Origin of the sequence: Micromonospora sp. WMMD987 (genome assembly GCF_029581435.1) — a bacterium.
GTDB lineage: Bacteria > Actinomycetota > Actinomycetes > Mycobacteriales > Micromonosporaceae > Micromonospora > Micromonospora rifamycinica.
Window position 1 is genome coordinate 3,670,322 of record NZ_CP120861.1, and the last position, 26,810, is coordinate 3,697,131.

General features: G+C 73.5%; 23 protein-coding genes. 7 read left to right on the plus strand and 16 right to left on the minus strand.

The window, feature by feature from the left end; genetic code table 11:
* The first annotated feature begins 424 nt into the window (after positions 1 to 424).
* From O7612_RS15520 to O7612_RS15530, 3 genes are all read left to right on the plus strand, one after another.
* On the plus strand, positions 425 to 1,645 hold the full coding sequence (locus O7612_RS15520) for an ROK family transcriptional regulator (RefSeq protein ID WP_282265124.1): 1,221 nt from the start codon (positions 425 to 427) through the stop codon (positions 1,643 to 1,645).
* A gap of 237 nt (positions 1,646 to 1,882) precedes the next feature.
* Positions 1,883 to 4,348 (plus strand): glycoside hydrolase family 3 C-terminal domain-containing protein, encoded by a 2,466-nt coding sequence (locus tag O7612_RS15525; protein WP_282265125.1) that lies wholly within the window; start codon positions 1,883 to 1,885, stop codon positions 4,346 to 4,348.
* A complete protein-coding gene (locus O7612_RS15530) occupies positions 4,345 to 5,403 on the plus strand; it encodes a LacI family DNA-binding transcriptional regulator (RefSeq protein WP_282265126.1) in 1,059 nt (352 codons plus the stop codon). Before O7612_RS15525 ends, O7612_RS15530 begins: the two co-directional genes overlap by 4 nt.
* A 30-nt stretch (positions 5,404 to 5,433) precedes the next feature.
* On the opposite strand, the gene O7612_RS15535 is transcribed toward O7612_RS15530, so the two are convergent.
* Positions 5,434 to 5,943 (minus strand): NUDIX domain-containing protein, encoded by a 510-nt coding sequence (locus tag O7612_RS15535; RefSeq protein ID WP_282265127.1) that lies wholly within the window; start codon positions 5,941 to 5,943, stop codon positions 5,434 to 5,436.
* A gap of 98 nt (positions 5,944 to 6,041) precedes the next feature.
* On the opposite strand from O7612_RS15535, the gene O7612_RS15540 reads away from it, so the two are divergent.
* On the plus strand, positions 6,042 to 7,202 hold the full coding sequence (locus O7612_RS15540; RefSeq protein WP_282265128.1) for a hypothetical protein: 1,161 nt from the start codon (positions 6,042 to 6,044) through the stop codon (positions 7,200 to 7,202).
* Here O7612_RS15540 and O7612_RS15545 read toward each other — a convergent pair.
* Complete coding sequence (locus tag O7612_RS15545; RefSeq protein WP_282265129.1) at positions 7,190 to 9,301, minus strand: molybdopterin oxidoreductase family protein; 2,112 nt, start codon at positions 9,299 to 9,301, stop codon at positions 7,190 to 7,192. The two genes, O7612_RS15540 and O7612_RS15545, sit on opposite strands and share 13 nt — an antisense overlap.
* A gap of 258 nt (positions 9,302 to 9,559) precedes the next feature.
* Between O7612_RS15545 and O7612_RS15550 the strand changes: the two genes are divergently transcribed.
* Positions 9,560 to 9,901 (plus strand): RNA polymerase-binding protein RbpA, encoded by a 342-nt coding sequence (locus O7612_RS15550; RefSeq protein ID WP_007070998.1) that lies wholly within the window; start codon positions 9,560 to 9,562, stop codon positions 9,899 to 9,901.
* Between the two features lie 86 nt (positions 9,902 to 9,987).
* On the opposite strand, the gene O7612_RS15555 is transcribed toward O7612_RS15550, so the two are convergent.
* The 9 genes from O7612_RS15555 to O7612_RS15595 form a co-directional block, all read right to left on the minus strand.
* Positions 9,988 to 10,518: an FxsA family protein gene (locus O7612_RS15555; RefSeq protein WP_282265130.1), complete on the minus strand. Its 531-nt coding sequence runs from the start codon at positions 10,516 to 10,518 to the stop codon at positions 9,988 to 9,990.
* Between the two features lie 96 nt (positions 10,519 to 10,614).
* Positions 10,615 to 11,388 (minus strand): polyprenol monophosphomannose synthase, encoded by a 774-nt coding sequence (locus O7612_RS15560; protein WP_282265131.1) that lies wholly within the window; start codon positions 11,386 to 11,388, stop codon positions 10,615 to 10,617.
* Positions 11,389 to 11,410: 22 nt separating this feature from the next.
* Positions 11,411 to 12,973 carry an apolipoprotein N-acyltransferase gene (lnt, locus tag O7612_RS15565; RefSeq protein ID WP_282273929.1) on the minus strand — a complete coding sequence of 521 codons (1,563 nt, stop codon included), beginning with the start codon at positions 12,971 to 12,973 and terminating at the stop codon, positions 11,411 to 11,413.
* 596 nt (positions 12,974 to 13,569) lie between these two features.
* Positions 13,570 to 14,916 (minus strand): glutamate mutase L, encoded by a 1,347-nt coding sequence (locus O7612_RS15570; protein ID WP_282265132.1) that lies wholly within the window; start codon positions 14,914 to 14,916, stop codon positions 13,570 to 13,572.
* Positions 14,913 to 15,305, minus strand: a complete 393-nt coding sequence (locus O7612_RS15575) for a hotdog domain-containing protein (RefSeq protein WP_282265133.1) — start codon at positions 15,303 to 15,305, stop codon at positions 14,913 to 14,915. The genes O7612_RS15570 and O7612_RS15575 overlap by 4 nt, the downstream gene beginning before the upstream one ends.
* Entirely contained in the window at positions 15,302 to 16,075 is a 774-nt protein-coding gene (locus O7612_RS15580; protein ID WP_282265134.1) for an OAM dimerization domain-containing protein, read from the minus strand. The genes O7612_RS15575 and O7612_RS15580 overlap by 4 nt, the downstream gene beginning before the upstream one ends.
* Complete coding sequence (locus O7612_RS15585; protein ID WP_282273930.1) at positions 16,072 to 17,631, minus strand: lysine 5,6-aminomutase subunit alpha; 1,560 nt, start codon at positions 17,629 to 17,631, stop codon at positions 16,072 to 16,074. The genes O7612_RS15580 and O7612_RS15585 overlap by 4 nt, the downstream gene beginning before the upstream one ends.
* Before the next feature lie 64 nt (positions 17,632 to 17,695).
* Complete coding sequence (locus tag O7612_RS15590; protein ID WP_282265135.1) at positions 17,696 to 19,261, minus strand: amidohydrolase family protein; 1,566 nt, start codon at positions 19,259 to 19,261, stop codon at positions 17,696 to 17,698.
* A gap of 5 nt (positions 19,262 to 19,266) precedes the next feature.
* Positions 19,267 to 20,316 (minus strand): zinc-binding alcohol dehydrogenase, encoded by a 1,050-nt coding sequence (locus tag O7612_RS15595; protein ID WP_282273931.1) that lies wholly within the window; start codon positions 20,314 to 20,316, stop codon positions 19,267 to 19,269.
* Positions 20,317 to 20,494: 178 nt separating this feature from the next.
* Here O7612_RS15595 and O7612_RS15600 point away from each other — a divergent pair, with 178 nt between their 5' ends.
* Complete coding sequence (locus tag O7612_RS15600) at positions 20,495 to 21,901, plus strand: lysine 2,3-aminomutase (protein WP_282265136.1); 1,407 nt, start codon at positions 20,495 to 20,497, stop codon at positions 21,899 to 21,901.
* A 51-nt stretch (positions 21,902 to 21,952) separates the two neighbouring features.
* Here the strand turns inward: O7612_RS15600 and O7612_RS15605 are convergent, their stop codons facing one another.
* The 3 genes from O7612_RS15605 to O7612_RS15615 form a co-directional block, all read right to left on the minus strand.
* Positions 21,953 to 22,288 carry a YnfA family protein gene (locus tag O7612_RS15605; protein ID WP_282265137.1) on the minus strand — a complete coding sequence of 112 codons (336 nt, stop codon included), beginning with the start codon at positions 22,286 to 22,288 and terminating at the stop codon, positions 21,953 to 21,955.
* A gap of 213 nt (positions 22,289 to 22,501) precedes the next feature.
* Entirely contained in the window at positions 22,502 to 24,964 is a 2,463-nt protein-coding gene (locus O7612_RS15610; RefSeq protein WP_282265138.1) for an NB-ARC domain-containing protein, read from the minus strand.
* Positions 24,965 to 25,053: 89 nt separating this feature from the next.
* Entirely contained in the window at positions 25,054 to 25,215 is a 162-nt protein-coding gene (locus O7612_RS15615) for a hypothetical protein (RefSeq protein WP_282265139.1), read from the minus strand.
* Between the two features lie 218 nt (positions 25,216 to 25,433).
* On the opposite strand from O7612_RS15615, the gene O7612_RS15620 reads away from it, so the two are divergent.
* A complete protein-coding gene (locus O7612_RS15620) occupies positions 25,434 to 26,000 on the plus strand; it encodes a histidine phosphatase family protein (protein ID WP_282265141.1) in 567 nt (188 codons plus the stop codon).
* A gap of 43 nt (positions 26,001 to 26,043) precedes the next feature.
* On the opposite strand, the gene O7612_RS15625 is transcribed toward O7612_RS15620, so the two are convergent.
* Together O7612_RS15625 and O7612_RS15630 are read right to left on the minus strand one after the other, a co-directional pair.
* Positions 26,044 to 26,523, minus strand: coding sequence for an Lrp/AsnC family transcriptional regulator (locus O7612_RS15625; RefSeq protein WP_282265142.1), 480 nt, complete (start codon positions 26,521 to 26,523; stop codon positions 26,044 to 26,046).
* Positions 26,524 to 26,582: 59 nt separating this feature from the next.
* Positions 26,583 to 26,798: a DUF433 domain-containing protein gene (locus O7612_RS15630; RefSeq protein ID WP_067313206.1), complete on the minus strand. Its 216-nt coding sequence runs from the start codon at positions 26,796 to 26,798 to the stop codon at positions 26,583 to 26,585.
* Positions 26,799 to 26,810 lie beyond the last annotated feature (12 nt).

A 26,810-nucleotide genomic window follows, 5' to 3' on the forward strand; every position in this document is an offset into this window, starting at 1 on the left:
GCGAACAGATCGAGCCGAATCGTTGACAGTTCGTTGGGAAAGCAAAGAAACTGACGGTGCCGCCCGACCGTTCCAGGGGAGACACCGATGCCGTACCGCCCGCCGTTGGTCCCGGACGAGACCTGCGGGTCCGACCCGCCCCACCCGCCGGTGCGGCGGCCGGGCGGGGCCGCCCCGGCGGGCACCCCGCGGGGCGGGTCGTCCCCCGGGGCGGCGTTCCGCAGCCACGACGGCGGCCGGGTGTCCCGGTCCCGGACGTGCCGCTAGAGTTAGTTGAGTTTCCAGCCGAACGGACCTCCCGACGGGGTACCGGTCCACCGTCGGCGTCACCCACCGCCACCACGGCGTACCCGCCTGCGGCGACGGGGGTGACGAGGCACCGGCGCGGCACCACCCACCGTCAGGCGCAGGGAGCGGGCCCATCGTGATCAGCATCCACAACGAACCGCAGCCGACCGACCTGGGCGACGTCCGGGTGGCCAACCGGGCCGTGGTCCTGCGCCACGTCCGCCTGCACGCACCCTGCTCACGGGCCGACATCGCCGCCACCACCGGCCTCAACAAGGCCACCGTCTCCAGCCTGGTCACCGAGCTGCTCGACCGGCGGCTGGTCCGCGAGACCGGGCTGACCGAGAACCGGGTCGGCCGCCCGGCCACCATGCTCGTCCTCGACGGCGCCCCCTACGCCGCGCTGGGTCTGCAGATCGGGGCGGACGACCTGGTGGTGGTCGCCGTGGACCTCGCCGGCAACCGGCTGCTCACCTGGCGTCGGGCGTTCCCCGCCCCGACCGCCTCCCCCGCCGAGACCGTCCGCGCCCTGGCCACCCTGGCCCGCCGCGCGATCGGCCGGGTCACCGGGCAGGGGCGCACCGTGCTCGGTCTCACCGTCGGGGTACCCGGCCTGGTCGACACCGCCGGCGGCGTGCCGCTGGCCAGCGGCCTCGGCTGGCAGGACGTCCCGCTCGCCGCCGACCTGCGGGCCGCGCTGCGGGAGACCGGCTTCGCCGTCGCCGTCGACACCGACGCCAACCTCGCCGTCCTCGCCGAGCAACGGCACGGCGGGTACGCCGCCGCCACCGACCTGGTCCACCTGACCGGCGGCGTCTCCGTCGGCGCCGGGGTGCTCGCCGGTGGCCGGCTGCTGCGGGGCAACCGTGGTCACGCCGGTGGACTCGGCCACCTCTGCCTCGACCCGGCCGGACCACCGTGCCCGTGCGGACGGCGCGGGTGCCTGGCCGCGCTCACCGCGCTGCCGGCCGTGGTCGCCCGGCTGCTGCCCGACACCACCGGGGACGGACCGGTCACCGACTACCTGCCGGAGATCGACCGGATCGTGGCGGCGGCCCGGCAGGACGACCCGTTCGTGCTGGCCGGGCTCGCCGACATCGGCCGGCACCTCGGGCACGGGGCGGCCGTGCTGGCCAACCTGCTCAACCCGGAGGCGATCGTGGTGGGCGGACACTTCGCCACCCTGGCACCCTGGCTGCTGCCGGCGGCCCGGGCGGAACTGGTCGCCCGGACCCTCGCCCCGCAGGCCGGTGACTGCCGGCTCGACGCCTCCCGGTTGGACTCCACCGCCACCGCGCTCGGAGGCGCGACCGCCGCGCTGGCCGCCATCGAGGCCGGTCGACTCCCCGCCGGCTGATCCGGGTGCCGGTCACCCCTTGACCGGCCGCCGCGCAGGTGCCAACCTCGACTCGCCGCCCCGTCGTTCGGGCACCGGGGCGGCATGTTTTCCGCGATCGTCGAAGCGCTTCGCCGCTCCCGGGCCGACGACCGCCACCATCCTCACCGCGCGATGCCGCACGTCACCACGGCCGTCGAAGCGCTTCGACCCGCCGGCCGGACGCCTCACCGCGAGCCCACCGGAAGGTAACCGCAGATGAACGACCCCACCGGACCGTCCCCCCAGGCACACGCCGACGACCTGTTGGCCCGGCTCACCCTGCCGGAGAAGATCGGCCTGCTGCACCAGTGGCAGGCCCCCGTGCCCCGCCTGGGGCTACCCGGGTTCCGCACCGGCACGGAGGCGCTGCACGGGGTCGCCTGGCTCGGCCCGGCCACCGTCTTCCCGCAGGCCGTCGGCCTGGCCAGCAGCTGGAACCCCGCGTTGATCCAGGCGGTCGGCGCGGCCGTCGGCGACGAGGTCCGGGTCAAACACCAGGCCGACCCGGCCGCCGTCGGGCTCAACGTGTGGGCGCCGGTGGTCAACCCGCTGCGCGACCCCCGGTGGGGCCGCAACGAGGAGGGCTGGTCGGAGGACCCGTGGCTGACCGGCCGGCTCGCCACCGCCTACGCCTGCGGGCTGCGCGGCGACCACCCCCACCGGCTGCGGACCGCACCCACGGTGAAGCACTTCCTCGGCTACAACAACGAGACCGACCGGGCCACCACCTCCAGCGACCTGCCGCCCCGGGTGCTGCACGAATACGAGCTGCCGGCGTTCCGCGCCCCGCTCGCCGTCGGCGCGGCGGTCGCCGTGATGGCCTCGTACAACCTGGTCAACGGGATACCGGCGCACCTGAGCCCGCTGCTGGAGCGCGAACTGCGCCGGTGGACCACCGACGAGCTGATGGTGGTCGGCGACGCCGGAGCCGCCACCAACATCGCCGGCGTGCAGCGGCACCTGCCCGACCACGTCACCGGCTTCGCCGCCGCCCTGCGCGCCGGCATCGACAGCTTCACCGAGGACGACACCGACAGCGGGCAGACCGTCCGGCGACTCACCGAGGCCCTCGACCGGGGCCTGATCGACGAGTCCGACGTGGACCGCGCGGTGCGGCGCATCCTCACCGTCCGGATCCGCCTGGGCGACCTGGACCCACCCGGGCAGGACCCCTTCGCCGGGGTCTCCCCCGACGTGCTGGACGGCCCCGCCCACCGGGAACTGGCCCGCGAGGCCGCCCGCCAGTCGATCGTGCTGCTGCGCAACGACGGTCTGCTGCCCCTGCCGACCGGCACCCCACCCCGGGTCGCGGTGCTCGGCCCGCTCGCCGACGCCGTCCACCAGGACTGGTACAGCGGCACCCTGCCGTACGCGGTCACCGTCCGGGAGGGCCTGGCCCGGCTGCTGCCGACGGTCACCCACCACTGCGGGGCGGACCGGGTCGCGTTGCGCGTCGCCGACCGGTACGTGCGCTGCCCCCGCTCCACCGAGGGCGGCCCGCTGACCGTCGACGACGACCGCGACGGCACCTGGTTCGACGTGTTCGACTGGGGACGCGACACGGTGGCGCTGCGCGCGGTCGCCAACGGCCGGCACGTCGGCGCCGACGACGACGGCGCGCTGGCCAACGACCGGCCCGGACCGGGCGGCTGGATCGTGCGGGAGACCTTCCGGTTCCACCACCGCCCCGACGGCACGACCCTGCTGCACCACCTCGCCACCGGCGCGTACGTGCGGGTCGACGACGCCGGACGGCTCCGCGCCGACGCCACCGACCCGGACTCCGCCACCGGCTTCACCGTCGAGCGGATCGCCGACGGCGCGGCCGAGGCCGCCGCGCTGGCCGCCGCCGCCGACGTGGCGGTCGTCGTCCTCGGCAACCACCCGATGGTCAACGGCCGGGAGACCGAGGACCGCGTCGACCTGGCCCTGCCGACCGGACAGGACCGGCTGCTGCGCGCCGTGCACGCGGCGAACCCGCGCACCGTGCTGGTGCTCACCAGCAGCTACCCGTACGCGGTGGGCTGGGCACAGGAACACCTGCCGGCGGTGCTGTGGTCGGCGCACGGCGGTCAGGAACACGGCACCGCCCTGGCGCAGGTCCTGCTCGGCGACGCCGACCCCGCCGGCCGGCTCACCCAGACCTGGTACGCCGACACCGCCGACCTGCCCGATCTGCTCGACTACGACGTGATCGGGGCGGACAGCACCTACCTGTACTACCGCGGCGAGCCGCTGTACCCGTTCGGCCACGGCCTGAGCTACGCCCGGTTCGACTACGCTGACCTCCGCGTGGACACGCCGACGGTCACCGTCGGCGACGAGGTGGAGATACGCGTCGAGGTCACCAACACCGGCGACCGGGAGGGTACGGAAACCGTGCAGCTCTACACCCGGCAGCGGCGCTCCCGGGTCAAGCAGCCCCTGCGGCAGTTGCGCGACTTCACCCGGCTCACCCTGGCCCCCGGTCAACGGCGGACGGTCACCCTGCGGCTGCGTACCGCCGACCTGGCCTGGTGGGACGAGCAGGTCGGCGGCCCGGTGGTGGAGGACGCCACGCACACCCTGCTGGTCGGCCGCTCCGCCCGGGACATCCGCGCGGTCGGCGCGGTCACCGTACGCGCCGGGGATGCCACCGGGCAGCCGGGTGCGCCCGCGCACGCCGTCGGTGGGTCGCGGTGAGCGGCGAGCCGGGGCGTCGCCGCAAGTCGCCCGACCAGGTCACCATCGTCGACGTCGCCCGGCACGCCGGGGTCGCGGTGAGCACCGTGTCGTACGTGCTCAGCGGCAAACGGGCCATCTCCGAGGTGACCCGTACCCGGGTGCTGGCCAGCATCCGGGAGCTGGGCTACCACCCGAACGCCGGGGCCCGGGCACTGGCCAGCCGACGGGCCAACACCATCGCCCTGGTGCTGCCGCTACGTGCCGGCATGCAGGTGCCGGTGGTGATGCAGTTCGCCATCGCGGTGGTCACCACGGCCCGCCGCTTCGACCACGACGTCCTGCTGGTCACCTCCGACGAGGGGCCGTCCGGGCTGCGCCGCATCGCCGGCAGCGCGATGGTCGACGGGATGCTGGTGATGGATGTCGAGCTGGACGACTCCCGGGTGCCGCTGCTGCGGGACCTGACCCGGCCCAGCGTGCTGATCGGCGTACCGGCCGACCCCACCGGCCTGACCTGTGTGGACCTCGACTTCCACCGCGCCGGCCAGGTGTGCGTGGAGCACCTGGCCCGGCTGGGGCACCGCCGGGTGGCGCTGCTCGGTGCCCCGGCCGCCGTCTACGACCGGGGCACCGGTTTCGCCCACCGCACCCGCGCCGGGGTGTCCGCCGCCGCCGACCGGCACGGCGTCACCGTGGTCACCCAGCCGTTCGAGGAGGGACCGGCGTCGGTCCGGCAGGAACTGGCCGCCCTGCTCGACCGGCACCCCGACCTGTCCGCGCTGGTGGTGCAGAACGAGGCGGCCGTCGGGCCGGTGCTGGCGGCCCTGCCCACCCTGGGCCGGCAGGTCCCGCAGGACACGTCGGTGGTGGCGATCTGCCCCGACCCGTTCGCCGAGCAGGCCGCACCCCGGCTCACCTCGGTGCCGGTGCCCGCCGAGGAGATCGGCCGGCAGGCGGTGGCGCTGCTGATGCGCAAGCTGCACGACGAACCGGTGCCGGAGGTGACCCTGCTGCCGCCCCGGTTGACCATCCGGGACAGCACCGCCGCGCCGGCGGTGCGGACCGGGCGGTGACCGGCCGACCCGCGCGCCACCGCCGGCCGGTCACAACGCGTCGGGCCGGCACAGGCCGGGATGCCGCTCACCCGGCCGCGCGAACCACGCGACGTCACCGGGCGTCGTGGCGGTGTCCAGGCGCAGCCGCGCCCACTCGTTGAGTTCCGGCAGCTCGTCGGGGGCGAACCAGGCCACCTCGGTGGACTCGTCGCCGTCGGCGCGGGCCCGCCCGCCGACCGGCCGGCACCGGAACCAGACGTTGAGGTACTCGCAGGCGTCACCGTTGGGGTAGACCACCGGGTGGGTGGCGAGGCCGGCGATCCGGTCGACCACGACCCGGACACCGGTCTCCTCCCACACCTCGCGGACCACGGCGTCGGCGGGCTGCTCACCCGGGTCGACCACCCCGGCCGGTAGCGACCAGCGGCCGTTGTCGCCCCGGCGGGCCAGCAGCACCCGGCCGGCGTCGTCGTGGACCACCCCGGTCACCCCGGGCAGCATCAGCAGGTCGTGCCCGATGTGGGCACGCAGGGTCGCGATGTACCGGGAGACGCTCACCGGCCCACGGTAGCGGTCACGGTGCCCGGCGGGCCATCACGGCGACCCGGGTGGGCTGAGCGCCGACGACCCCGGACAGGCTCTAGACTGGCCCGTCGATGGACCCGCAGCCCGCCCCCGCCGACCTGCGTCCCTGCGCGCACTGTGGACGTGACGTGCCGCAACGCGTCGGCGCGGGACGCCCGTTCCGCTACTGCCGGGACAACGACGGTGCCTGCCAGCGGGCGTCGCGCAACTCACGGATGCGCCACCGTAACGCCCCCGGCCTGCCCGGCCAGGTGGCCCGCACCTGGGAGGCCGTCGACCGGCTCGACCAGGTGGTGGAGACCCTCACCGAGGCGCTGCACGCCGAGTTGTCCCCGGTCGGGGTGGAACGGCAGCTCGCCCAGGTCCGCGCGGACGCGGCCACCCAGATCGCCCAGGCGCACACCGCCCGCGACGAGGCCCGCGAGGCCGCCGAGACGGCCGCCGCCGAGACCACCCGGGCCCGGCAGGAGACCCGGGTGGCGGCCGCCGCCGCCGACGCGGCGCAGGCCCGCGCGGCGCAGGCCGACAGCCGGGCCGCCGACGCGCAGCAGCGGGCCGCGCAGGCCGAGGCCGCCACCGAGGCGGCCCGCCGCGACGCCGCCGCCGCGCAGGCCCTGCGGGTGCAGGCCGAACGCGACCGCGACGCCGCCCGCCACGAACTGCGGACCCTGCGCGGTGAACTCGACGCGCAACGGCGACACGCCGCCGACCTGACCACCGAACGCGACGCCGCCCGGGCCGACGCCGCCCGGCAACAGGCCGACACCCAGCGGGCCGTCGACGCCTGCGCCGCGGCCCGGGAGGAGACCCGGCGGGCGCAGGCCGACGCCGCGGCGGCCCGCACCCGGGCCGACACCGCCGAGCAGCAGGCCCGGCAGGCCGAGGCGACCGCCGGGACGGCCCACCGGGACGCCGCCGCCGCCCGGGCCGACGCCGACGCGGCCCGGCAGGAGAGCGCCGCGCTGACCGCCCGCGCCGCCGAGGACCTGGCCGCCGCCCTGGCCCGGGTGGACACGCTGACCGCCGCCCTGACCGAGGCGCAGGCCGAGGTCACCCGGGCGCACCGGACGACCGCCGCCGACCGGGCCCGGCTGGCCGAACTGGACCGGCTGCTGCCGGCGGCACAGGCCGACCGCGACGCCGCCCGGCAACGGGCCGATCAGCTCGCCGACCAGGTCAGTGACCTGGCCACCGCGTTGGCCCGGCTCGGCGGCCCGACTCAGCCGGGCTGAGGCGACCCCGAGGGCACGTCGGGGGCCGGTTCCGGCCGCCCCGCGTCCGCCGGGGCGGCCTGCACCTCGACCCGGGTGTCGTGGAAGGTGGGACCGCCCCCCAGGTCGGTGTCGCGGACCGCGGTGACCGCGTTGACGGTGCTGCCGCCGGGGCTCAGCCGCGCCCAGTACGCCTTGTAGGTGAACGCCAGCCCGGGGCGGGTGGCGTCGTCCACGGCGACGGTGGCCAGGAACTCGCCCCGGTCGTTGTGCACCCGGGCCGGGTCGCCGTCGGCCAGGCCCCGGGCGGCGGCGTCGACAGGATGCAGGTGGATCCGGGGCGGGCCGGTCCGGCCGAGGTGCCAGGGCAGCGACGCGAACGTCGAGTTGAGGAAGAACCGGCCCGCCGGGGAGATCAACGCCAGCGGGAACCGGCGGGCCAGCGCCGGGTCCGCGACCTCCACCGGCGGGGTGTACCCGACCAGCGGGTCCACCCCCTGCGCGGTCAGCCGCGGGTCGTGGAACCGGGCCCGCCCGTCGTGGCTGGGGAAACCTCCCCGCGCGTACGGCGCGGAGCCCGCCGCCACCCCGGTGGCCCGCACGTAGGTGCGCCGGCTCAACTCGTCGTAGTCGATCCCGGTGCCGTCGAGCAACTGTCGGGCCAGCTCCTCGTCGCTGTCGCGCAGCCGGGGATGGTCCAGCCCGAGGGCGGCGGCGATCCGGCGGAAGATCTCGGTGTTGGGCAGCGCCTGCCCCGGCGGATCGAGCACCGGCCGGTTCAGGGTGGCGTAGTGGTGGCCGTAGGAGGTGTGCAGGTCCAGGTGCTCGGGTTGCATGGTGGCCGGCAGCACCACGTCGGCGAAGTCGCAGGTGTCGGTCCAGCGTTGCTCCAGCACCACGGTGAACAGGTCCGGGCGGGTCAGTCCCGCGCGCAGCCGGTTCTGGTCGGGAAGGGTGGCCACCGGGTTGGTGTCGAAGACCACCAGCGCGGTGACCGGCGGGTCGGCCTCCCCGGTGAGGGCGGCGGCGAGCCGGCTCATGTTGATCGACCGGGCCGGTGGCGCGGGCATCCCGACGGGCCGGGCGACCGGGTCGGCGTCGATGCGGTGGTGTCCGCTGGTGGTGGCCAACGCCCCGCCGCCGGGATAACGGAAGTCCCCGGTGAGCAGGGGGATCGCCGCGATCGCCCGGACCGCCTGCCCGGCCCCGGCGTGCCGTTGCAGGCCGAGGCCGATCCGGATGGCGGTGGGGCGGGTGGTGGCGATCCGCGCGCCGAGACGGCGCACCACGTCGACGTCGAGGCCGCACTCGGCGGCGGCGCGTTCGACCGGCCACTCGTCCAGGCGGGCCGTCATCCGATCCCACCCGACGGTGTGCGCGGCCACCCACTCCCGGTCGACGCCGCCGAGGTCCCGCACGTGGCGCATCAGCCCCAGGGCGAGGGCGGCGTCGGTGCCGGGCAGCGGCGCGATGTGCTCGTCGCTGCGGGCCGCGGTGTCGGTGCGCAGCGGGTCGATGGTGACGACGTGCGCGCCGCGCTGCTGGGCCTGCCGCACGAACGGCCAGTGGTGCAGGTTGGTGGAGAGCAGGTTGGCCCCCCACAGGACGATCAGGTCGGCCGCCACCACCGACTCCGGTTCGAAGCCGACGGACCCGCCGTAGACCGAGCCCAGCGCGGCCCGGGACGCGGCGGTGCAGATGGTGGTCCGTAGCCGGGACGCCCCCAGGTGGGCGAAGAGCCGCGGACCCATCGACCACCCCTGCACCAGTCCCATGGTGCCGGCGAAGTAGTACGGCAGGACCGACTCCGGGCCGTGCACGCGGATGCTGGCCCGCAGCCCGTCGGCGACCCGGCGGACCGCCTCGTCCCAGCCCGCCGGCCGGTACGACACCGGCCCCACCCCCTTGGGGCCGACCCGCACCAGCGGTGTGGTCAGCCGGTCCGCGCCGGTGACCGCGTCGAGGTAACGGTTGACCTTGCCGCACAGCGCACCCCGGGTGAACGGGTGTTCCGGGTCGCCGCGCAGTCCCACCGGCCGCCCGTCGGTGACGGTGAGCTGCCAGACACAGGTGTCCGGACAGTCCAGCGGGCACGCGCCGGGATGCACCGAGGTGGCCATGCGCGGATGCTATCGCCGCCGGGGCCGGCCGGCGGCCCCGACCGGCGTGGCACCGGTCGTCACCGCCCGCGCCACGGCACCCAACGACTACCATTGCGGTGCACACCGATGCGCACCCGGCCGGGGACGACCCCGCCGGGCCGGTGCGGTGGCCGGTTACCCTTGCCGGGGTCGTCCCACCCCGTCGGGCGGGAATGCCCGGACGGCAGCCGGCCGTTACACCGGTAGACCAGCACCACGAACGAGGGGAAGTCGATCATGGGCGAGCGTATGCTGCGCGGAAGCCGCCTGGGCGCGGTCAGCTACGAATCCGACCGCAACACGGAGCTCGCGCCACGCCAGACCCGCGAGTACCTCTGCGCCAAGGGCCACCAGTTCGAGGTCCCCTTCGCCGTCGACGCCGAGGTCCCCACGACCTGGGAGTGCAAGTTCGACGGCAGCGTCGCCCGGCTCGTCGACGGCACCGAACCGGAGCAGAAGAAGGCCAAGCCGCCGCGCACCCACTGGGACATGCTGCTGGAGCGGCGGTCCATCGCCGAGCTGGAGGACATCCTCGCCGAACGGCTCCAGGAGGTGCGCACCCGCCGCGGTCGCGCCTGACCCGACCACGACACGACGGCGCCCCCGGGAAGACTCCCGGGGGCGCCGTCGTGTCGTCACCCCGCACCGTCGGCGACCAGCCGGGGTCAGGGCCGGCGGGGCTCCACGATCTCCCCCTCGATGGCCTGACCGCCGTCGACCACCGGCGGCACCACCACGTCACCGTCCACCGGAGGCGTCGCCGCCGGCTCCCCCTGCCGCACCCGCACCGTACGCGGGCCGAACAGGTCACCGGCCACCATCGACGACACCCGCCGCTCCGTCGCCCGCTGCACGCCGGACCGCACCAGCCGGCGCACCGGCGGCACCAGCAGCACCAACCCCACCAGGCCACTCAGCAGCCCCGGGACGGCCAGCAGCAACGCCCCGACCAACCCGACCAGACCATCGGTCACCTGCCGGCCCGGCGGCTGCCGGGACTCCACCGACGTGCGGAACCCCCGCCAGGCGCGCATCCCCTCCCGGCGCAGCAACACCAGACCCAGCAGGGACGCGGCGAACACCAGCAGCACCGCCGCACCGAACCCGACGGCCCGGCCCACAGCGACGAACACCGCCAACTCCGCCACCACCGCCAGCAACAGGACCAGTGGCACGAACCTCAGGTATCGGCGCATCTCACCTCATCCGCGTCACGCGGGCCCCGCTCACCGCCACCCGACCACCGACGCCGGGGCGACCGGACCCGCCCCTCCAGCATGCCACGGCCCCTGTCACGGCCACCGGTCATGACCGCGACGCCGCCGCGACGGCCGCCGGTCCCGCAACCCCCAGGTGGTGATCCGCCACAACGCCTCGGCCACGATCAACGGGCTCATCTTGCTCGCCCCCCGCTCCCGCTCGGCGAACGTGATCGGCACCTCCACGATCCGCATCCCCGCCCGGTGCGCCAACCGCGACAACTCCACCTGGAACGAATACCCCTGCGAACACACCGAATCCAGCCGCATCACCCGCAACGCCGACAGCCGGTACACCCGGAACCCGCCCGTCGCGTCGGACACCGGCACCCCCAACGCCATCCGGGCATACAGGTTCCCGCACCGCGACAACACCAGCCGCCGCCACGGCCAGTTCACCACCCGCGCCCCACCCACCCACCGCGACCCGATCACCACGTCCGCGTCCCGGGCCGCCGCCAACAGGGCCGGCAGGTCCTCCGGCGCGTGCGAACCGTCGGCGTCCATCTCCACCACCGCGTCGTAGCCACGCTGCCGCGCCCACCCGAACCCGGCCAGGTACGCCGCCCCCAACCCCTGCTTACCGGGCCGGTGCAACACGTGCACCTGCCCGTCGGTGGCGGCCATCGCGTCGGCCAGCACCCCCGTGCCGTCCGGGCTGTCGTCGTCGGCCACCAGCACGTCCACCGCCGGCGCCGCCCGGCGGACCCGGGCCACCACGTCGGCCACGTTGTCAGCCTCGTTGTAGGTGGGAATGACCACCAGCACCCGGCCCACCCCCGGCCGCCCCGCGACTGCCCCGCCCACGGTCCACCCCCGTCCTGCCGGCTCAACCGGCGGCGGTGGCCGCCCGCCGACGACGCAGCACCCCCGCGACGACCAACGCCGCCGCAGCCAGGCCCACCAGCGCCGCCTCCGGCCACCCTCCGGCCCGGGTGGCCGGGGTCCGCCCAGAAGAGAGCGTCACCTGCCGCACCACCACCGCCCGGGTGTTGAACCCGGTGGCGTCGCTTACCCGCCCGTCCGGGGCGACGAACCCGGACACCCCGACCGTCGAGGCCATCAACGCCGCACGACCGTGCTCCACCGCCCGCAACCGCACCATCGCCAACTGCTGCCGGGCCTCCGCCACGTCGAAGGTGGCGTTGTTCGTCTGCACCACCAGCAACTGCGCCCCACCGTCGACGGTCTCCCGCACCAACCCGTCGTAGGCCACCTCGAAACAGATCACGTCACCGAGCACCACCGCGCCCGCGTCGACCACTCCCGGGGCCGCCCCCGCCACGAAATCGGCACGCACCCGGTCGACCTGCGACGACACCATCCGGGCCAGCGACCGCATCGGCACGTACTCGGCGAACGGCACCGGATGCCGCTTGGTGTACATCTGCGTCAGGTCCGGACCCGTACCCGGCCGCCACAGGATGCCCGCGTTACGGACCTCACCGGCGCCGGGACCGGACAGCACCGCACCGACCAGGATCGGCGCACCGATCGCGTCCGCCGCCGCGGAGATCCGCGCCCCGGCCGCGGCACTGCGCAACGGGTCGATGTCCGACGAGTTCTCCGGCCACACCACCAGATCGGGACGCGGCACGGCCCCCGCCGCGACCCGCCCGGCCAACTCCACCGTCGCGTCGACGTGGTTGTTGAGCACCGCCTGCCGCTGGGCGTTGAAATCCAGCCCCAACCGCGGCACGTTGCCCTGCACGATCGCCACCCGCACCGACCGGCCACCCCCACCGGCACCCGTCGGCACCGCCAATCCCACCCCCACCAGCAGCAACAACCCGACGGTCACCCCGGCCACCGGCCGCCACACCCCCTCCGGGGCCGACCACCGCCGCCAGCACCCCACCACCAGCAACCCCCCGGCCACCGCCACCACCCCGGTGACCAACGGCGCCCCACCCAGCCACGCCCACCGCAGCAACGGCGACTCGTCCTGGCTGAACGCCAACCGCCCCCACGGGAACCCCCCGAACGGCGTACGGTCACGCAGCGCCTCCTGCCCCACCCACAACACCCCGGTCACCGGCGGCCACGCCCACCGCCACCGGTCCACCACCGGCGACACCCACGCCGTCGCCGCACCCAGCAACGCCAGATAGCCGGCCTGCAACAGCGACAGCAGCACCCACGGCAGCAACCCGGTGTGCAGATTCGTCCACGCCAGCAGCGGCGCGAACAACGCCACCCCGGTCAGGAACCCCAACCCCGCGCCGGCCCGCAGCCGACGCCGGTGGACCGCCACCGCCAACCCGGCCACCCCCACCGCAGCCAACGGCCACCACCCGTACGGCGGGAACGCCAACAGCAGCGCCACCCCGGCGGCCACCGCCACCGGCACCGCCACCCGCAGCGGCAACGCCGCACTGGCCCCCCGTACCACCACCGGGGTACGGGTCTCGTCCCGGTCGAGCGTCGTCACCGGCACCTCACCACGATCACGGGGCGAAGGCTACCCGCCCCGCCCCGGCACCCCGAGCAGGACCGGCCCACCCCGGCACCCCGCCGGAGCAGGACCGCGCCACCGGCCGACCCGCCCCCGGCGACCCGCACACCACGGACACCGGGAGCAGATCACCACCATGGGCACGAAATCGGGGCGCGGCCCAAGCCGCGCCCCGATGCTCCCAGGCCCTCCCCGGCCGGTGGGGCGAGAACGAGCGGCGCCGACCTTCGGACCGACCGGGCGGTGGACTGGCTGCCCCCGCCGGGCCGTTGTCTACTGGCCGTACCCCTCGCCCTGCCCGTACACCGGTAACCGCAGCCGGTTCGCGCCGCCCCGCCGACCCCCGCCCGCTGGACCTGGCCGCCGCGACGAGATGCACCAACAATGTCGCTCGGCCAGCGGACGAAGGGACGAAGCGAACAACAGCCGCTTCCCGTAGTAGGACTCAAAGACGGTACGGCCTACACCCCCGCCACTGTCAACCCACCCCGGCCAGTCGCCCCCACCGACCCGGCGTGTCGCGTCGGCGGGTCTCAATCCCCACCGAGATGCCGACGCAGCAACGCCCCCGCCGCCACCGGATGCTCCCCGGCGAGCAACCCCCCGGCGGCCAGCACGTAGTCGGTGTCCACCACCGGCCGCGCCGCCCGCGGCAACGGCCACCCCCCGGCATGATCGGTGAGCACCCGCGTCAACACCTCCACCGCCGCCCCCGGATCGGCGTGACGCAGCACACCACCGGACCCCACCAGCAACCGCACGTCCCGCAGATCCCGACCCGCCCGCTCCCCGCTCGCCGCACCCCGGGCATGCCGGCGCAACGCCACCGTCGCCGCCAACGCCGCGATCCGCCCCTCCACCACCCGATCCGCGTCACCCACCGGCAGGAACCCCGGATCCGCCGCCCGCGCCGCCGCCGCCGACCCCAACGCCTCCTGCCCCGCCGCGTCGAGCAGCCGCTCCTCCACCGCCGCCCGCACCACCCCCGGCGCACTCCACCGCATCCCCAGGTCACCCTCCACCGTGCGCGCCCGCCACCACGTCCCGGCCACCTCCCGGCCCGGCCCGCCGGCCCGCTCATCCGGAGTCAACACCGAATACACGTCCGTCGTCGCCCCACCCACGTCCACCACCGCCAGATCCCCACCCACCACGTCGGCGAGGACCTCCACCCCGGACAACACCGCATCCGGAGTGGCCGCCCGCACCAACCCCGCGAACCGGCCACCCCGCGACAACCGCTTACCACCGATCACGTGCCGCAGGAACACCTCCCGGATCGCCGCCCGCGCCGACACCGGCGCCAACACCCCGATCCGCGGCAGCACGTTGTCCGCCACCGTCACCGGCACCCCCGCCGCCGACAACACCCCGGCCAACCCGTCACGCACCTCGACGTTGCCGGCCACCACCACCGGCACCCGCCACCGGGCCCGCGCCAACCGGGTCGCGTTGTGCGTCACCGTGTCGACGTCCCCGCCATCGGTGCCGCCGACCAGCAACACCACGTCCGGCCGGGCCGCCCGCAACGCCGCCAGGTCCGCCGCCGCCAACCGGCCGGCCGCCACGTGCACCACGTCCGCCCCCGCCGACAACCCCACCCGCCGGCCCGCCTGCGCGGTCACCAACGGCTCGTAACCGACCACCGCCAGCCGCAACCCACCCCCCGCCGACGAACACACGTACCAGGGCAACGTCGCCGCACCAGCCGCACCGGCCCGGCCCACCGCCGCCGCCACCGCCGCGTCCAGACCGTGCAACACGTCCGAGCCCACCGTCGTCGGCACCGACGCCGCCCCCGCCAACGCCCCCGCATCCAGATCGACCACCGCCGCCTTCGTCCAGGTCGACCCGACGTCGGCGCAGACCGCCAGACTCACGCCGTCGCCGGCACGACCACGGTGCCCGTCGCGGTGACCGCCACCAACGGCTCCGCCAGCACCTCCGCCGCCGACCCACCCCGGTCCGGCCGCCCCCGGCACACCACCCGCGCCACGAAATCGAGCGTCCGGCTCCGGGTACCCACCCGCACCACCGTCGCCGTCACCTCCACCACGTCACCGGCCCGCACCGGCGACACGAACTGCACGTCCGCGTACGACGCGAACAACCCCTCGTCCCCGTCGGTACGCACACACACCTCCGTCGCCACGTCCCCGAACAACCCCAACACGTACGCCCCGTCCACCAGATCACCCGCATAGTGCGCGTGCGCGTACGGCACGTAACGCCGATGGGTGACCGTCAACCCCAGCCGGGAACCACTCATGCCCTCACCCTTCCCCCCATGATCAACGCATGCACCAGATACGACGCCACCTCACCCGGGGTGGTACCCCGACCAAAGATCCGGTCCACCCCCAGCTCGGCCGTCATCGTCTCGTCGAACCGCGGCCCACCCACGATCAGCAACGGCCGCCGCCCCGCCGGCATCGCCTCCCGGAACGCCGCCGACATCTCCCGCGTGTTGTGCAGATGCGCATCGCGCTGCGTCACCACCTGCGACACCAACACCGCGTCAGCCCGCTCCACCCGCGCCGCCTCCACCAACTCCGGCACACTGACCTGCGCCCCCAGATTGGTGACCTTCAACTCCCGGTAGTACTCCAGGCCCTTCTCCCCCGCGATGCCCTTCACGTTCAGGATCGCGTCGATACCCACCGTGTGCGCGTCCGTACCGATACAAGCCCCCACCACCGACAACTTCCGGCGCAACCGCCGCTTCACCACCGCGTTGACCTCCTTGGCCGACAACAGCGGAAAATCCCGCTCCACCACCTGCACCGCCGACAGGTCCACCAGATGGTTCACCCGCCCGTACACCACGAAGAACGTGAACCCGTCACCCATCGGCTTCGCGTGCACCACCATCGCCGGATCGATCCCCATCCGGTTGGCCAACTGCACCGCCGCACCCTCGGCCCGCTTGTCGTGCGACACCGGCAACGTGAACGACACCTGCACCATGCCGTCACCCGTGGTGTCCCCGTACGGCCGCACCACCCGCTTCCCCGCCGCACCCGCCGCCACGGCGCTCATACCGGCTGCTCCAGGATCTCCGTCGCCGGGTTGTAGTAACCCGCCTCGTGCCGCGCCACCCCGTCCAGACCCTTACCCCGGTCCGCCGGCCGCTTCATGATCCCGAACGTGCCCTCGGCGATCGCCGTCAACAACGACTGCCCACCGATCCGCTCCAGCAACTCCACCGCCTCCCCCAACACCCGGTTCGCCCGCTGCTGGATGAACCCACCCGGCGCCGGCACGAAATCCTCGTGCAAGCCACCCGCCGCACCCAACACGTACCGCACGTTCTGCAGCGCGATGTCCCGGTCCGACAACCACGGCGTCACCACCGCCTCCGTCATCATCCCCACCAGCAGAATCCCCTGCCCCGTCATCGCCCCCGCCAGATTGAAGAACCCGTCCAGCAGATTCCCCCGGAACACGTCCCCCGTCATGTGCTTCGTCGGCGGCATCCACTTCAACGGCGCATCCGGAAACAACTCCCGCGCCAACAACGCGTGCGCCAACTCCAACCGGAACGACTCCGGCACCTCCGGATTGATCTCGAACGCGTGCCCCAACCCCAACTGCCAGTCCGCCAACCCCGCCTCGTGCGCGAAGAACTCGTTGAGCAACTGCGACACCGTCACCGTGTGCGCCTCGTCGACCGCGTCCGCCGTGGTCAGGTAGTTGTCCTCACCGGTGTTGATGATGATCCCCGCCCGCGCGTGCATCTGCCGGGAAAACCGCTGGTCCACGAACGTCCGCACCGGATTGATGTCCCGGAACAGAATCCCGTACATCGAATCGTTGAGCATCATGTCCAGCCGCTCCAGGCCAGCCAACGTCGCCATCTCCGGCATGCACAACCCCGACGCGTAATTCGTCAACCGCACATACCGGCCCACCTCCTTCGACGACTCGTCCAACGCCGCCCGCATCAACCGGAAATTCTCCTGCGTCGCATACGTCCCCGCGAACCCCTCCCGCGTCGCCCCCTCCGGCACGTAGTCCAACAACGACTGCCCCGTCGACCGGATCACCGCGATCACGTCCGCGCCCGCCCGCGCCGCCGCCTGCGCCTGCGGGATGTCCTCGTAGATGTCCCCCGTCGCCACGATCAGATAGATCCACGGCCGCCGCGGCGGATCCCCGAACCGCTTCACCAGCCGCTCCCGCTCGGCCCGCCGCCGGTCCACCCGCCGCACACCCGCGGCGACCGCCTTCCGGGCCACCCGCCGGGCCGCCGTCGCCGCCTTACCCGCAGGCAGCGCGAACCGCACCGACCCCGCCGCCGCCTTCTGCGCCAGCAACGTCACGTCGTCCAACTGCTCCCGCACCAACGCGTCGAACACCGGCACCGCCACCCCGTGCCCCAGACCCACATCCGCGACCACCGCGTCCACCAGACGGTTCACCCACGGAATACCGTCCGGATCCGCACCCGCCACCCCCGCCAGGCGCAGCACCGCCCGCTCCACCGACACCGTGGTGTGACCACGCGCCAACTCCACCACCGGCTGCCCGGCCCGCCGCGCCAACAACCGCGCCCGCGCCACCAGCGCCGGATCCAGGTCGAGCTTCCCGCTCACCACGTCGACCCACCGCACCCGACGACAGCACGGACCCGCGCCGGCACCCCAAAGGACCGCTCGCTCACGACACGCCTTCCTCGTAGATGACCTCACCACGCAACACCGTCGACCGGCACACCGGCAACGGCGTCGGGTCCTGCGGACCCCGCGCCTCCGGATCCTCGGCCTGCAACACCGGCAGACCCCGCTCCACCCCCGCCGGGGTGTCCCACACCGCGAACGTCGCCGGCGCACCCAACGCGATCACCCCCTCGCTGTCCAGGCGCACCGCCCGCCACCCACCCCGGGTATGCGCCGCGAACGCCGCCCGCACACTCATCCGCTGCGACGCACTGTGATGCGCCGCCGCCGCCCGCACCGCACCCCACGGATCCAACGGCGTCACCGGCGAATCCGACCCGAACGCCAACGCCACCCCCACCGCGTGCATCGCCCCCATCGGATTCGACGCCAACGACCGGTCCAGACCCAACCGCGACTCGTACATCCGACCCGCACCACCCCACAACCGGTCGAACGCCGGCTGCATACTCGCCACGATCCCGAACTCCACGAACCCGGCGATCAACCGCTTGCTCATGATCTCCGCGTGCTCCACCCGGTGCCGGGCCGCCCGCACCCGGTCCGTCCCCAGCATCTCCGCCGCCGCCGCGAACCCCGCCAACACCGTCGCGATCGCCGCGTCACCGATCGCATGGAACCCGCCCTGCACCCCGTGCACCGCACAGTCCACCAGATGGTCACGCACCTGCTCGGCACTCAGATAACCGTGCCCAGAACCCTCACCATCGAGGTAATCCCGCGACAGGTGCGCCGTCCGCGACCCCAACGCCCCGTCCGCGAACAGATCACCACCCGCACCCACCGCACCCAACTCCCGCGCCCGCGCCGCCCCCGACAACTCACCCCAGTACCCGTACACCTCCGGCAGGCCAACCCCCGACAACCGCAACAAACCCGTGAAATCCTCCTCGTCGGAGATCCGCGGACCACCACACTCGTGCACCGCCGCGATCCCCAACGACGCCGCGTGCGCCAACGCCGACCGCTGCGCCGCCACCCGCTGCGCCCGACCCACCGACGCCTGCGCCGCCGCCCGCACCACATGGTGCGCGTCCCGCCGCAACCACCCCGACGCGTCGAACCCCGGCATCGTCGCCGCCTCCGGACACGCCGCCAACAACGCCGACGACACCAACGCCGAATGGATCGACGCCTGCGACAGATAAACCCGCCGGCCACCCGCCGCCCGGTCCACCTGCGCCGCGTCCGGCAACGCCGCATCCACCCAACCCGACTCGTCCCACCCGTGCCCCAGCACCACCGCATCCACCGGCAGACCCGCCGCGAACGCCGCCACCGCGTCCAGCAACCCGGCCGCCGACCGCACCGACGACAGATCCAGACCCGACAACACCAACCCGGTGTCGGTGGCGTGCACGTGCGCGTCCACGAACGCCGGCGTCACCAACGCCCCGTCCAAATCCACCACCCGATCGGCGGCCGGCGCCTCCGCGTCCCCACCCAACCAGGCGATCCGCCCGTCCCGCACCAACAGCGCCGTCGCGGTCGGCTCCGCCGGACAGTGCAGCACTCCACCGCGGTACAACGTCGAGGGATTCGTCATGGCACTCAGTCTGCCGCCAACCGGGACTCGAACAGAGCACGTACCCCGGGCTCCGACCGCACCAACCCCAACGCCAACTCCGCGTGCCCCGGCACGAAACCGTTGCCCACCAGCATCGTCACGTCCGCCGCCAAGCCCTCCGCACCCAACGCCGCCGCCGCGAAACTCGTCGCCATCGAGAAGAAGATCACCGTGCCGCCCTCCGCCGTGGCCAACACCGCACCGTGCTCGCACCCCGGCACGTCCACGCACACCACCGTCACGTCCGCCGGCCCACCCAACGCCGAGGTCACCGCCGACGACAACGCCACCGGATCCCGGGCATCAGCGAGCGCCACCACCGACGCCACCCCGGCCGCCGCCAGCGCGTCCCGCTCCGCCTCCACCGGCACCACCCCGACGGTACGGGCCGCACCCGCCCGCCGCGCCGCCACCAACGACAACGACCCGCTCTTACCGGCCCCACCGACCACCGCCACCGTCACCGGCGACCCGTCACCCACGCGTTCCCGCCGCGCCACCTGCTCGCCCACCACCCGCGCCGTCAACGCCGGCGCCCCGCACACGTCCAGCACCGCCAACGCCAACTCCGCGGGCAGATCCGCCGGCAGCACCGCCGCGATGGACCGGGCGAACAGGATCGCGTACCCGTCGCACGGCACCTGCTCGCTGCGCCCGTCCCAGCGGGCCAACCCGTCGAGGATCGTCAACGGCGTCAGGGTCAACGACACCAGCGTCGCCACCCGGTCACCCACCGCCAGCCCCAGCGGTGACCGGCGACCGGCCTCCTCCACCGTGCCGATCAGCATCCCGCCCGACCCGGTCACCGGATTCTGCATCTTGCCCCGGCTCGACACGATCTCCAGCACCTCGGCGCGGACCCTGTCCCCGTCCCCACCGTGCTTCTGCGCCAACTGCCGGAAACTCGCCGCGTCGAGGTTCAGCCGCTCGACCCGGATCCGCACCTCGTTCGGGGCGATCCGGGGGTCGGCATCCAACCGCCAGGCCGCCTGCGGCAGCACCCCCGCCGGTTCCACGACACGGTGCAGGCCCACCGGTGACGTCACGCCTACCTCCCCCTCTCCACCGCTCGAAGCCCCGGCCAGGACTCGCATCGCGGGAAAACTTACGGCAGACTAATTTCTTCGCCGGATATTTTCCAGTAGCCTTCGGATCTACCGATCATCGCACCAGCCCGCCGGCCACCCCGGCCACGCACCACGAGGAGGGGCCGTGACCCAGACCCACCCGATGGAGACCATCCCCGGCCCCCGCCCCGCCCCGGTCGCCGTACCGACCGCCGGACAGCCCTACGAGTACCGCCGCAGCCCCCTGGTCGAACCCGACTGGACCCGCTTCCCCGGCTGGCGCCACGTCACCCGCGAGCAGTGGGAGAACGCCCAGTGGCAACGCGTCAACTGCGTCAAGAACATCAAGCAGCTCCGCGCCGTCCTCGGCGACACCGTCGACGAGACCTTCTACACCGACCTGGCCGCCGACCAGCAGGCCCTGGCCACCATGTCGATGCTGGTGCCACCCCAGATGATCAACACGATGGTGCCGTTCGCGCCGCTCACCACCGACGCCCTCCGCGCCGACCCCATCCGGCGCTACATGATCCCCATCGCGACCGACCGGCGCACCGACTGGCCGTCACACCCCTACGCCAGCCGCGACTCGCTCCACGAACACGACATGTGGGTCGCCGAGGGACTCACCCACCGCTACCCCACCAAGGTCCTCGCCGAGCTGCTCTCCACCTGCCCCCAGTACTGCGGGCACTGCACCCGGATGGACCTGGTCGGCAACTCCACCCCCGCCGTCGACAAGCTCAAGCTCGTCCTCAAGCCGGTCGACCGCTACGACGCCCACATCAGCTACCTCAAGGCCCACCCCGGTGTCCGCGACGTCGTCGTCTCCGGCGGTGACGTCGCCAACGTCCCCTGGCGCAACCTGGAGACGTACCTGATGCGGCTGCTCGAACTGGAAACCGTCCGCGACATCCGGCTCGCCACCAAGGCCCTGATGGGCCTGCCCCAGCACTGGCTCCAGAACGACGTGGTCGAAGGTCTGGAACGGGTCGCCCGCACCGCCGCCCGGCGCGGCGTCAACCTGGCCATCCACACCCACGTTAACCACGCCCAGTCGATCACCCCGCTGGTCGCCAGGGCCACCCAGACCGCCCTCGACGTCGGCGTCCGCGACGTCCGCAACCAGGGCGTCCTCATGCGCGGCGTGAACGCCACCGCCCCCGACCTGCTCGACCTCTGCTTCGCCCTCCAAGGCGAGGCCGGCATTCTGCCCTACTACTTCTACATGTGCGACATGATCCCCAACGCCGAACACTGGCGGGTTCCGGTCTGGCACGCCCAGCAGCTCCAGCACGACATCATGGGCTACCTGCCCGGCTACGCCACACCCCGGATCGTCTGCGACGTCCCCTTCGTCGGCAAACGCTGGGTGCACATGCTCACCGAGTACGACCGGGAACGCGGCATCTCGTACTGGACCAAGAACTACCGCACCTCCATCGAGTCGGCCGACCTGGAGGCGCTCGACAAGCGGTACGCCTACTACGACCCGATCGACACCCTGCCCGACGCCGGCCAACGCTGGTGGGTCACGCACCGCGACGACTGACCGGTGCCATCCGTCGCCCGGGGACAGGTCGGTCCCCGGGGCGACGGCCGTTCACGCCCCGCGCGGGGCGTACATGATCACCGCGACGCCGAGCAGGCAGATCGCCGCACCGGCCAGGTCCCACCGGTCCGGCCGGAAGCCGTCCACCACCATCCCCCAGGCCAGCGAGCCGGCCACGAACACCCCGCCGTACGCGGCGAGGATCCGGCCGAAGTTGGCGTCCGGCTGGAACGTCGCCACGAAGCCGTACACGCCCAACGCCACCACCCCGCCGGCGATCCACCACAGTCCCCGGTGTTCCCGCCAGCCCTGCCAGATCAGCCACGCGCCACCGATCTCGGCAAGCGCGGCCAGGGCGAACAACACCAGCGAACGGGCGACCAGCATGACCGCACGCTAGCGCGGGCGACCCGCGGGCTGTCCCGGAGGGCGACCCCGGTACCGAGTAACGCCGGGGTCGCTGCCCGCCGTGCCCGCAAGGAAAGTCATTGCGCCGTAGGCGCTGGTTTTTGGAGTGCGCCTTGGCGCACTACCCCTTGGCCATCCTAGGACGCTAGGGTGAGCTTTCCACAGCTGGACGCTGCGGGGTGCGACAGCTCGCTACTGCGATGCCAGGGCCGCCGGGATGGCTCTGGCGAAGGCCGAGTCCGGCCCGACCATCCGTTCCAGGTCCCGGCGGAGTGCGTCGGCTTCGGCCAGGGCACGTTCGCGGTCACCGCTGCGGTTGCGCCAGCGGATCAGCAGGAGCCGGCTGTCGAAGGTGTGCGGATGCTCCGGTCCGAGTGCCGCGAGGCGGTCCGCCAGCAGGTGCTCCATACCGGTGACCGCCGCGTCGAGCTGACCGCTGCGGGCGACCCACTCGTGGAGCTGGTGCCGGGCGGCGAGGGTGCTCGGGTGCCCGGGCAGCGTGCTCTGCAGGTGATCGGCGAGGGCGCGGTACGCCTCGACGGCACGCGGGATCTCGCCCATCTCCCCGCGGTGGCGCATGGCGGTGGCGCGCGCCCGGAGTGTCTCCGGGTGGTCCGGGCCGAGCCGGGCCTCGGTTTCGCGCAGCGCCTGGTCGTGCAGCTCCCAGGCGCCCTGGAAGTCTCCGCAGTAGGAGCGGAAGTTGGCCAGGTGGTTACGGTTACTGATGGTGTCGCGGTGCTGTGGCCCCTGGATGCGGACACGCTCGAGGTAGAGCCGTTCCAGTTGCTGCCGGGCCACGTCGAGGTCACCGCTGTGGCCCCGCCAGACCGCCGCGCTCTGCCTGGTCTGCAGCAGGTCCGGGTCCTCGGGGGCGAGCACCTTCGCCTGATCGGCGTAGAGCGACTCGAACGCGTCGGCGGCCTCGCCGTGCCGCATGGCCTGGGCCAACCACCAGGCGAGGTAACCACGGCTCTTGAAGGCCAGCGCGGAGGTGTCACCGGCGGGTCCGTCGTGGACCCGGGCGTTGATCTGCCGGAAGTGCTCGACGGCCGCCGCAGCCTGGCCCGCCTCGCCCAGGCTACGACCCATCCGGAAGAGGACCTCGTGTGGTTCCGGAGTGAACAGTGCCTCGTGTCCCCGCTGGTAGAGGACGAAGGCGTTGGCTCTGAGCATCCGGTCGAGCGCGGAGCCGGACGGTGGGTCCGCCCAGGAGTCGAGGAGAGCCTGTGCGGCGCTTCGTACCACCTCGGACCGGCGCTGCGCCGACATGAGTTCGGCGGTGGACCGCTGGTGCAGGACGTGCACCCGCAGGATCCGGGTCTCCGTGGCCGCGTCGTCGGCGGCGATGTCGAGCAGGTTGAGGCGGCGGAGGTTGTGTACCCCGTCCCGCTGGGCGTCGCGGCGCAGGTCGTCGGGCGTCGACGGCAGCAACGCGGTCGCCGCCGGTGTCCACAGGACCGATTCGGGTACGCCGTTCGGGTCGAGGACACTCAGGATCTGCAACACGGTACGGGCCGCTCCGGCCGGGCGCAGCTTGTCGGCTTCGAGGACCGACAGTTCCAGGGCCGCGTCCAGGCCGACCGGATAGTCGTCGGGCAGCGCGCTGGGCTCCGGAATGAGGTCGGCCAGTCGACGCCGGGTGTCGGCCCACCGTGCCCGGAAGGCACGGCAGTCCAGCTCCCGGTCGCACATGTAGGTGCTGACCTGGGCAAGCGCCAGAGGTAGGAAGCCGAGGTCGTGGGCCAGCGCGGCGAGGTCGTCGTCGGTGCCGGCGTCGGCGGGGAGCCGCGCGCGCAGGAACGCGACCGCCTGGTCGCGGCGGAACACCCCGACCTCCACCCGGTGCCCGTAGCCTTCGAGACTGTCGTCCTGACGACGGGTGGTGGCCAGGGTGACGCCGCGAGCCGACGGCGGCGGCCACAGTCGGTGCACGTGGGAGAGGTCGGTCAGGTCGTCCAGGACGACGCACCACCGGCGCCGGGTGCCGGCGAGCCAGGTACGCAGCCGGTAGGCCATGAGTTCCGGATCCTGGTATCTGGCCCCGGTCAGGTCGGTGGCGGCAGCCGCCATGCCGGAGACGATCGTGTCGCGGGCTCCGGCGGAAATCCAGATCGCCAGGTCGAGGTCACCCGCGGCCAGACGGCCGCGGAGGTACTCGGCAGCCGCCTGGGTTTTTCCGACACCACCGGTACCGGTCAGGATGAAGGACCCGGCCACCCGGTCGACCAGTGGGTCGAGTCGCTCCTGGAACGCCTCGACGGCCCCCGGGATACCGCCGAGGCGGCGCGGCCAGCTGCGTCCCTCCTCGTCGGCGACGGCGTTGGCGATCGTCCGGCTCCCGCGCCCGACGACGATGAGCCGCTCCTGCAGCCGGTCGTAGTGTCGTTCCCAGACACCGAGGTCGGGCTCGCCGGGGCGGCCGGCATAGGCGTGTGCCGCCCGGACGATCTGCTCCACCATCTCGGGCTTCGGGTGGGTCTTGCCGTTCAGGATGCGCTCGATCGTGCTTTTGGACAGGCTCGCCCCGAGCGCATCGATCCCGAGTGCCAGCTGTCGGTACGACGGATCGCCCGCCCCGGCCACGAACTCCCTCAGCTGGCGCGCGAACCAGAGCTGGATCTCGTCCACCTGGTTGCCTTGCCCGCTCGAAGCCATGGCGATGTCCCCGCTCGATCCGGTCGCACCGGAGAGTGTCCGACCGTCGCAGTGCGAGGGGCACTCTCCGGATCCACCAGGTGATTCCATCAGGGACGGTCGGACGTGGACGTCGTCCGGTCGGCTGGTTTCCTCCGCCGTACCTGCTGCCCGAGCCGGGCCACCGCCCAGCCGGCGGTCGCCAGGGCGGACACCAGCTTCGCCGTAAGAATGATCTCCGGTACATGCGTCCAGAGCTCGTTGATCGACATGCCGCCTGCCCCTTCGTCCGTGGATGTCTCCCACGATGGGGTTTCCCGGGGTGTCCCGGGTCGTAGTGGGACACCCCTGCGGGACAGGACCGACGCCGACGAATCATGGTGGTCCGGGCACGCGGCGGCACAGGGGCCGGCACCGTTCCTCCCGGTTACCGGTCTCCGGCGTACCCCGGCCGCGCCCGTAGGCACGGTGGGGCTGGTTGACTGGGGGGATGAGCGAGATCATCCTGATCCGGCACGGCGAGACCGACTGGAGCGCCAGCCGCCGGCACACCTCGTACACCGACCTGGAGCTGACGCCCGACGGTGAGCGGCAGGCCCGGGCGCTGGCCGGGGTGCTCACCGGCCGCCGCTTCGCCCGGGTGCTCGCCAGCCCCCGCCGACGGGCCCGGCACACCGCCGAACTCGCCGGCCTCACCGTCGACGAGATCGACGAGGACCTGGCCGAGTGGAACTACGGCGCGTACGAGGGGCGCACCACCGTCGACATCCAGCGGGAGCGCCCGGACTGGAACATCTGGACCGACGGCTGCCCCGACGGGGAGTCCCCCGCGCAGCTCGGCACCCGGGTCGACCGGCTGCTCACCCGGGCCGCACCGCTGCTGGAACGCGGCAGCGTGGCGTTCGTCGGGCACGCGCACACCCTGCGGGTGGTCGGCGCCCGCTGGATCGGCCTGCCGGCCTCCGGCGGTGGGAAGCTACGGCTGGACACCGCCACCGTCTCCGTCCTCGGCCACGAGCACGGCCGACCGGTGATCCTGCGCTGGAACGGCGGCTGAGCCGGCTCCGCGGAGGCGGCGACACGCGCCACGCCGGCGGGCTTCAGCCGCCGTCGCGGGACCGCCGGGGTGTCGCCGCCAGCGGGATCTTCGGCGGTCGCGCCTCGTACGGGGTGGACAGCACCACCGTGGTACGGGTGGTGACGTTCGCCGCGGTGCGGATCTCCTGGAGCACCCGCTCGAGGTCGGCCGGCCCGGCCACCCGCACCAGCAGCAGGTAGAAGTCCTCCCCCGCCACCGAGTAACAGGAGTCGATCTCGGGCAGGTGGGCCAACCGCTCCGGCGCGTCGTCCGGCTGGGACGGGTCGAACGGCCGGATCGCCACGAACGCGGTCATCGGCAGGTCCAGCGCCTCGAACGACACCCGGGCGGTGTAGCCGCTGATCACACCGCGCTGTTCCAGCCGGCGGACCCGCTGGTGCACGGCCGAGACCGACAGGCTGACCTTCTCGGCCAGGTCCGTGTACGACAGGCGGCCGTCGGTGGTCAGCGCGGCGACGATGGCACGGTCGATCTCCTCCACGCGTGCAACCTACCCGGTGGCGCGCGGGCGCGGCGACGGCCTCCCGCCCACGGTGACGCTCAGCGGGCGCGGCGGTCGCGCACCGCGTCGGCGGCGAAGTGCAGCACCTCCGCCAGATCCTCCTCGTCGAGGAAGGGCAGATCGGTGAGGATGTCCGTCACCGACATCCCCTCCGCCATCATCGCCAGCAGGGTCGCCACCGGGATCCGGGACTGCCGCACGCAGGGTGCGCCGCCCATCACCTCGGGGTCGACGGTGATCCGGGGGAAGGTCACCGGCACAGGTTA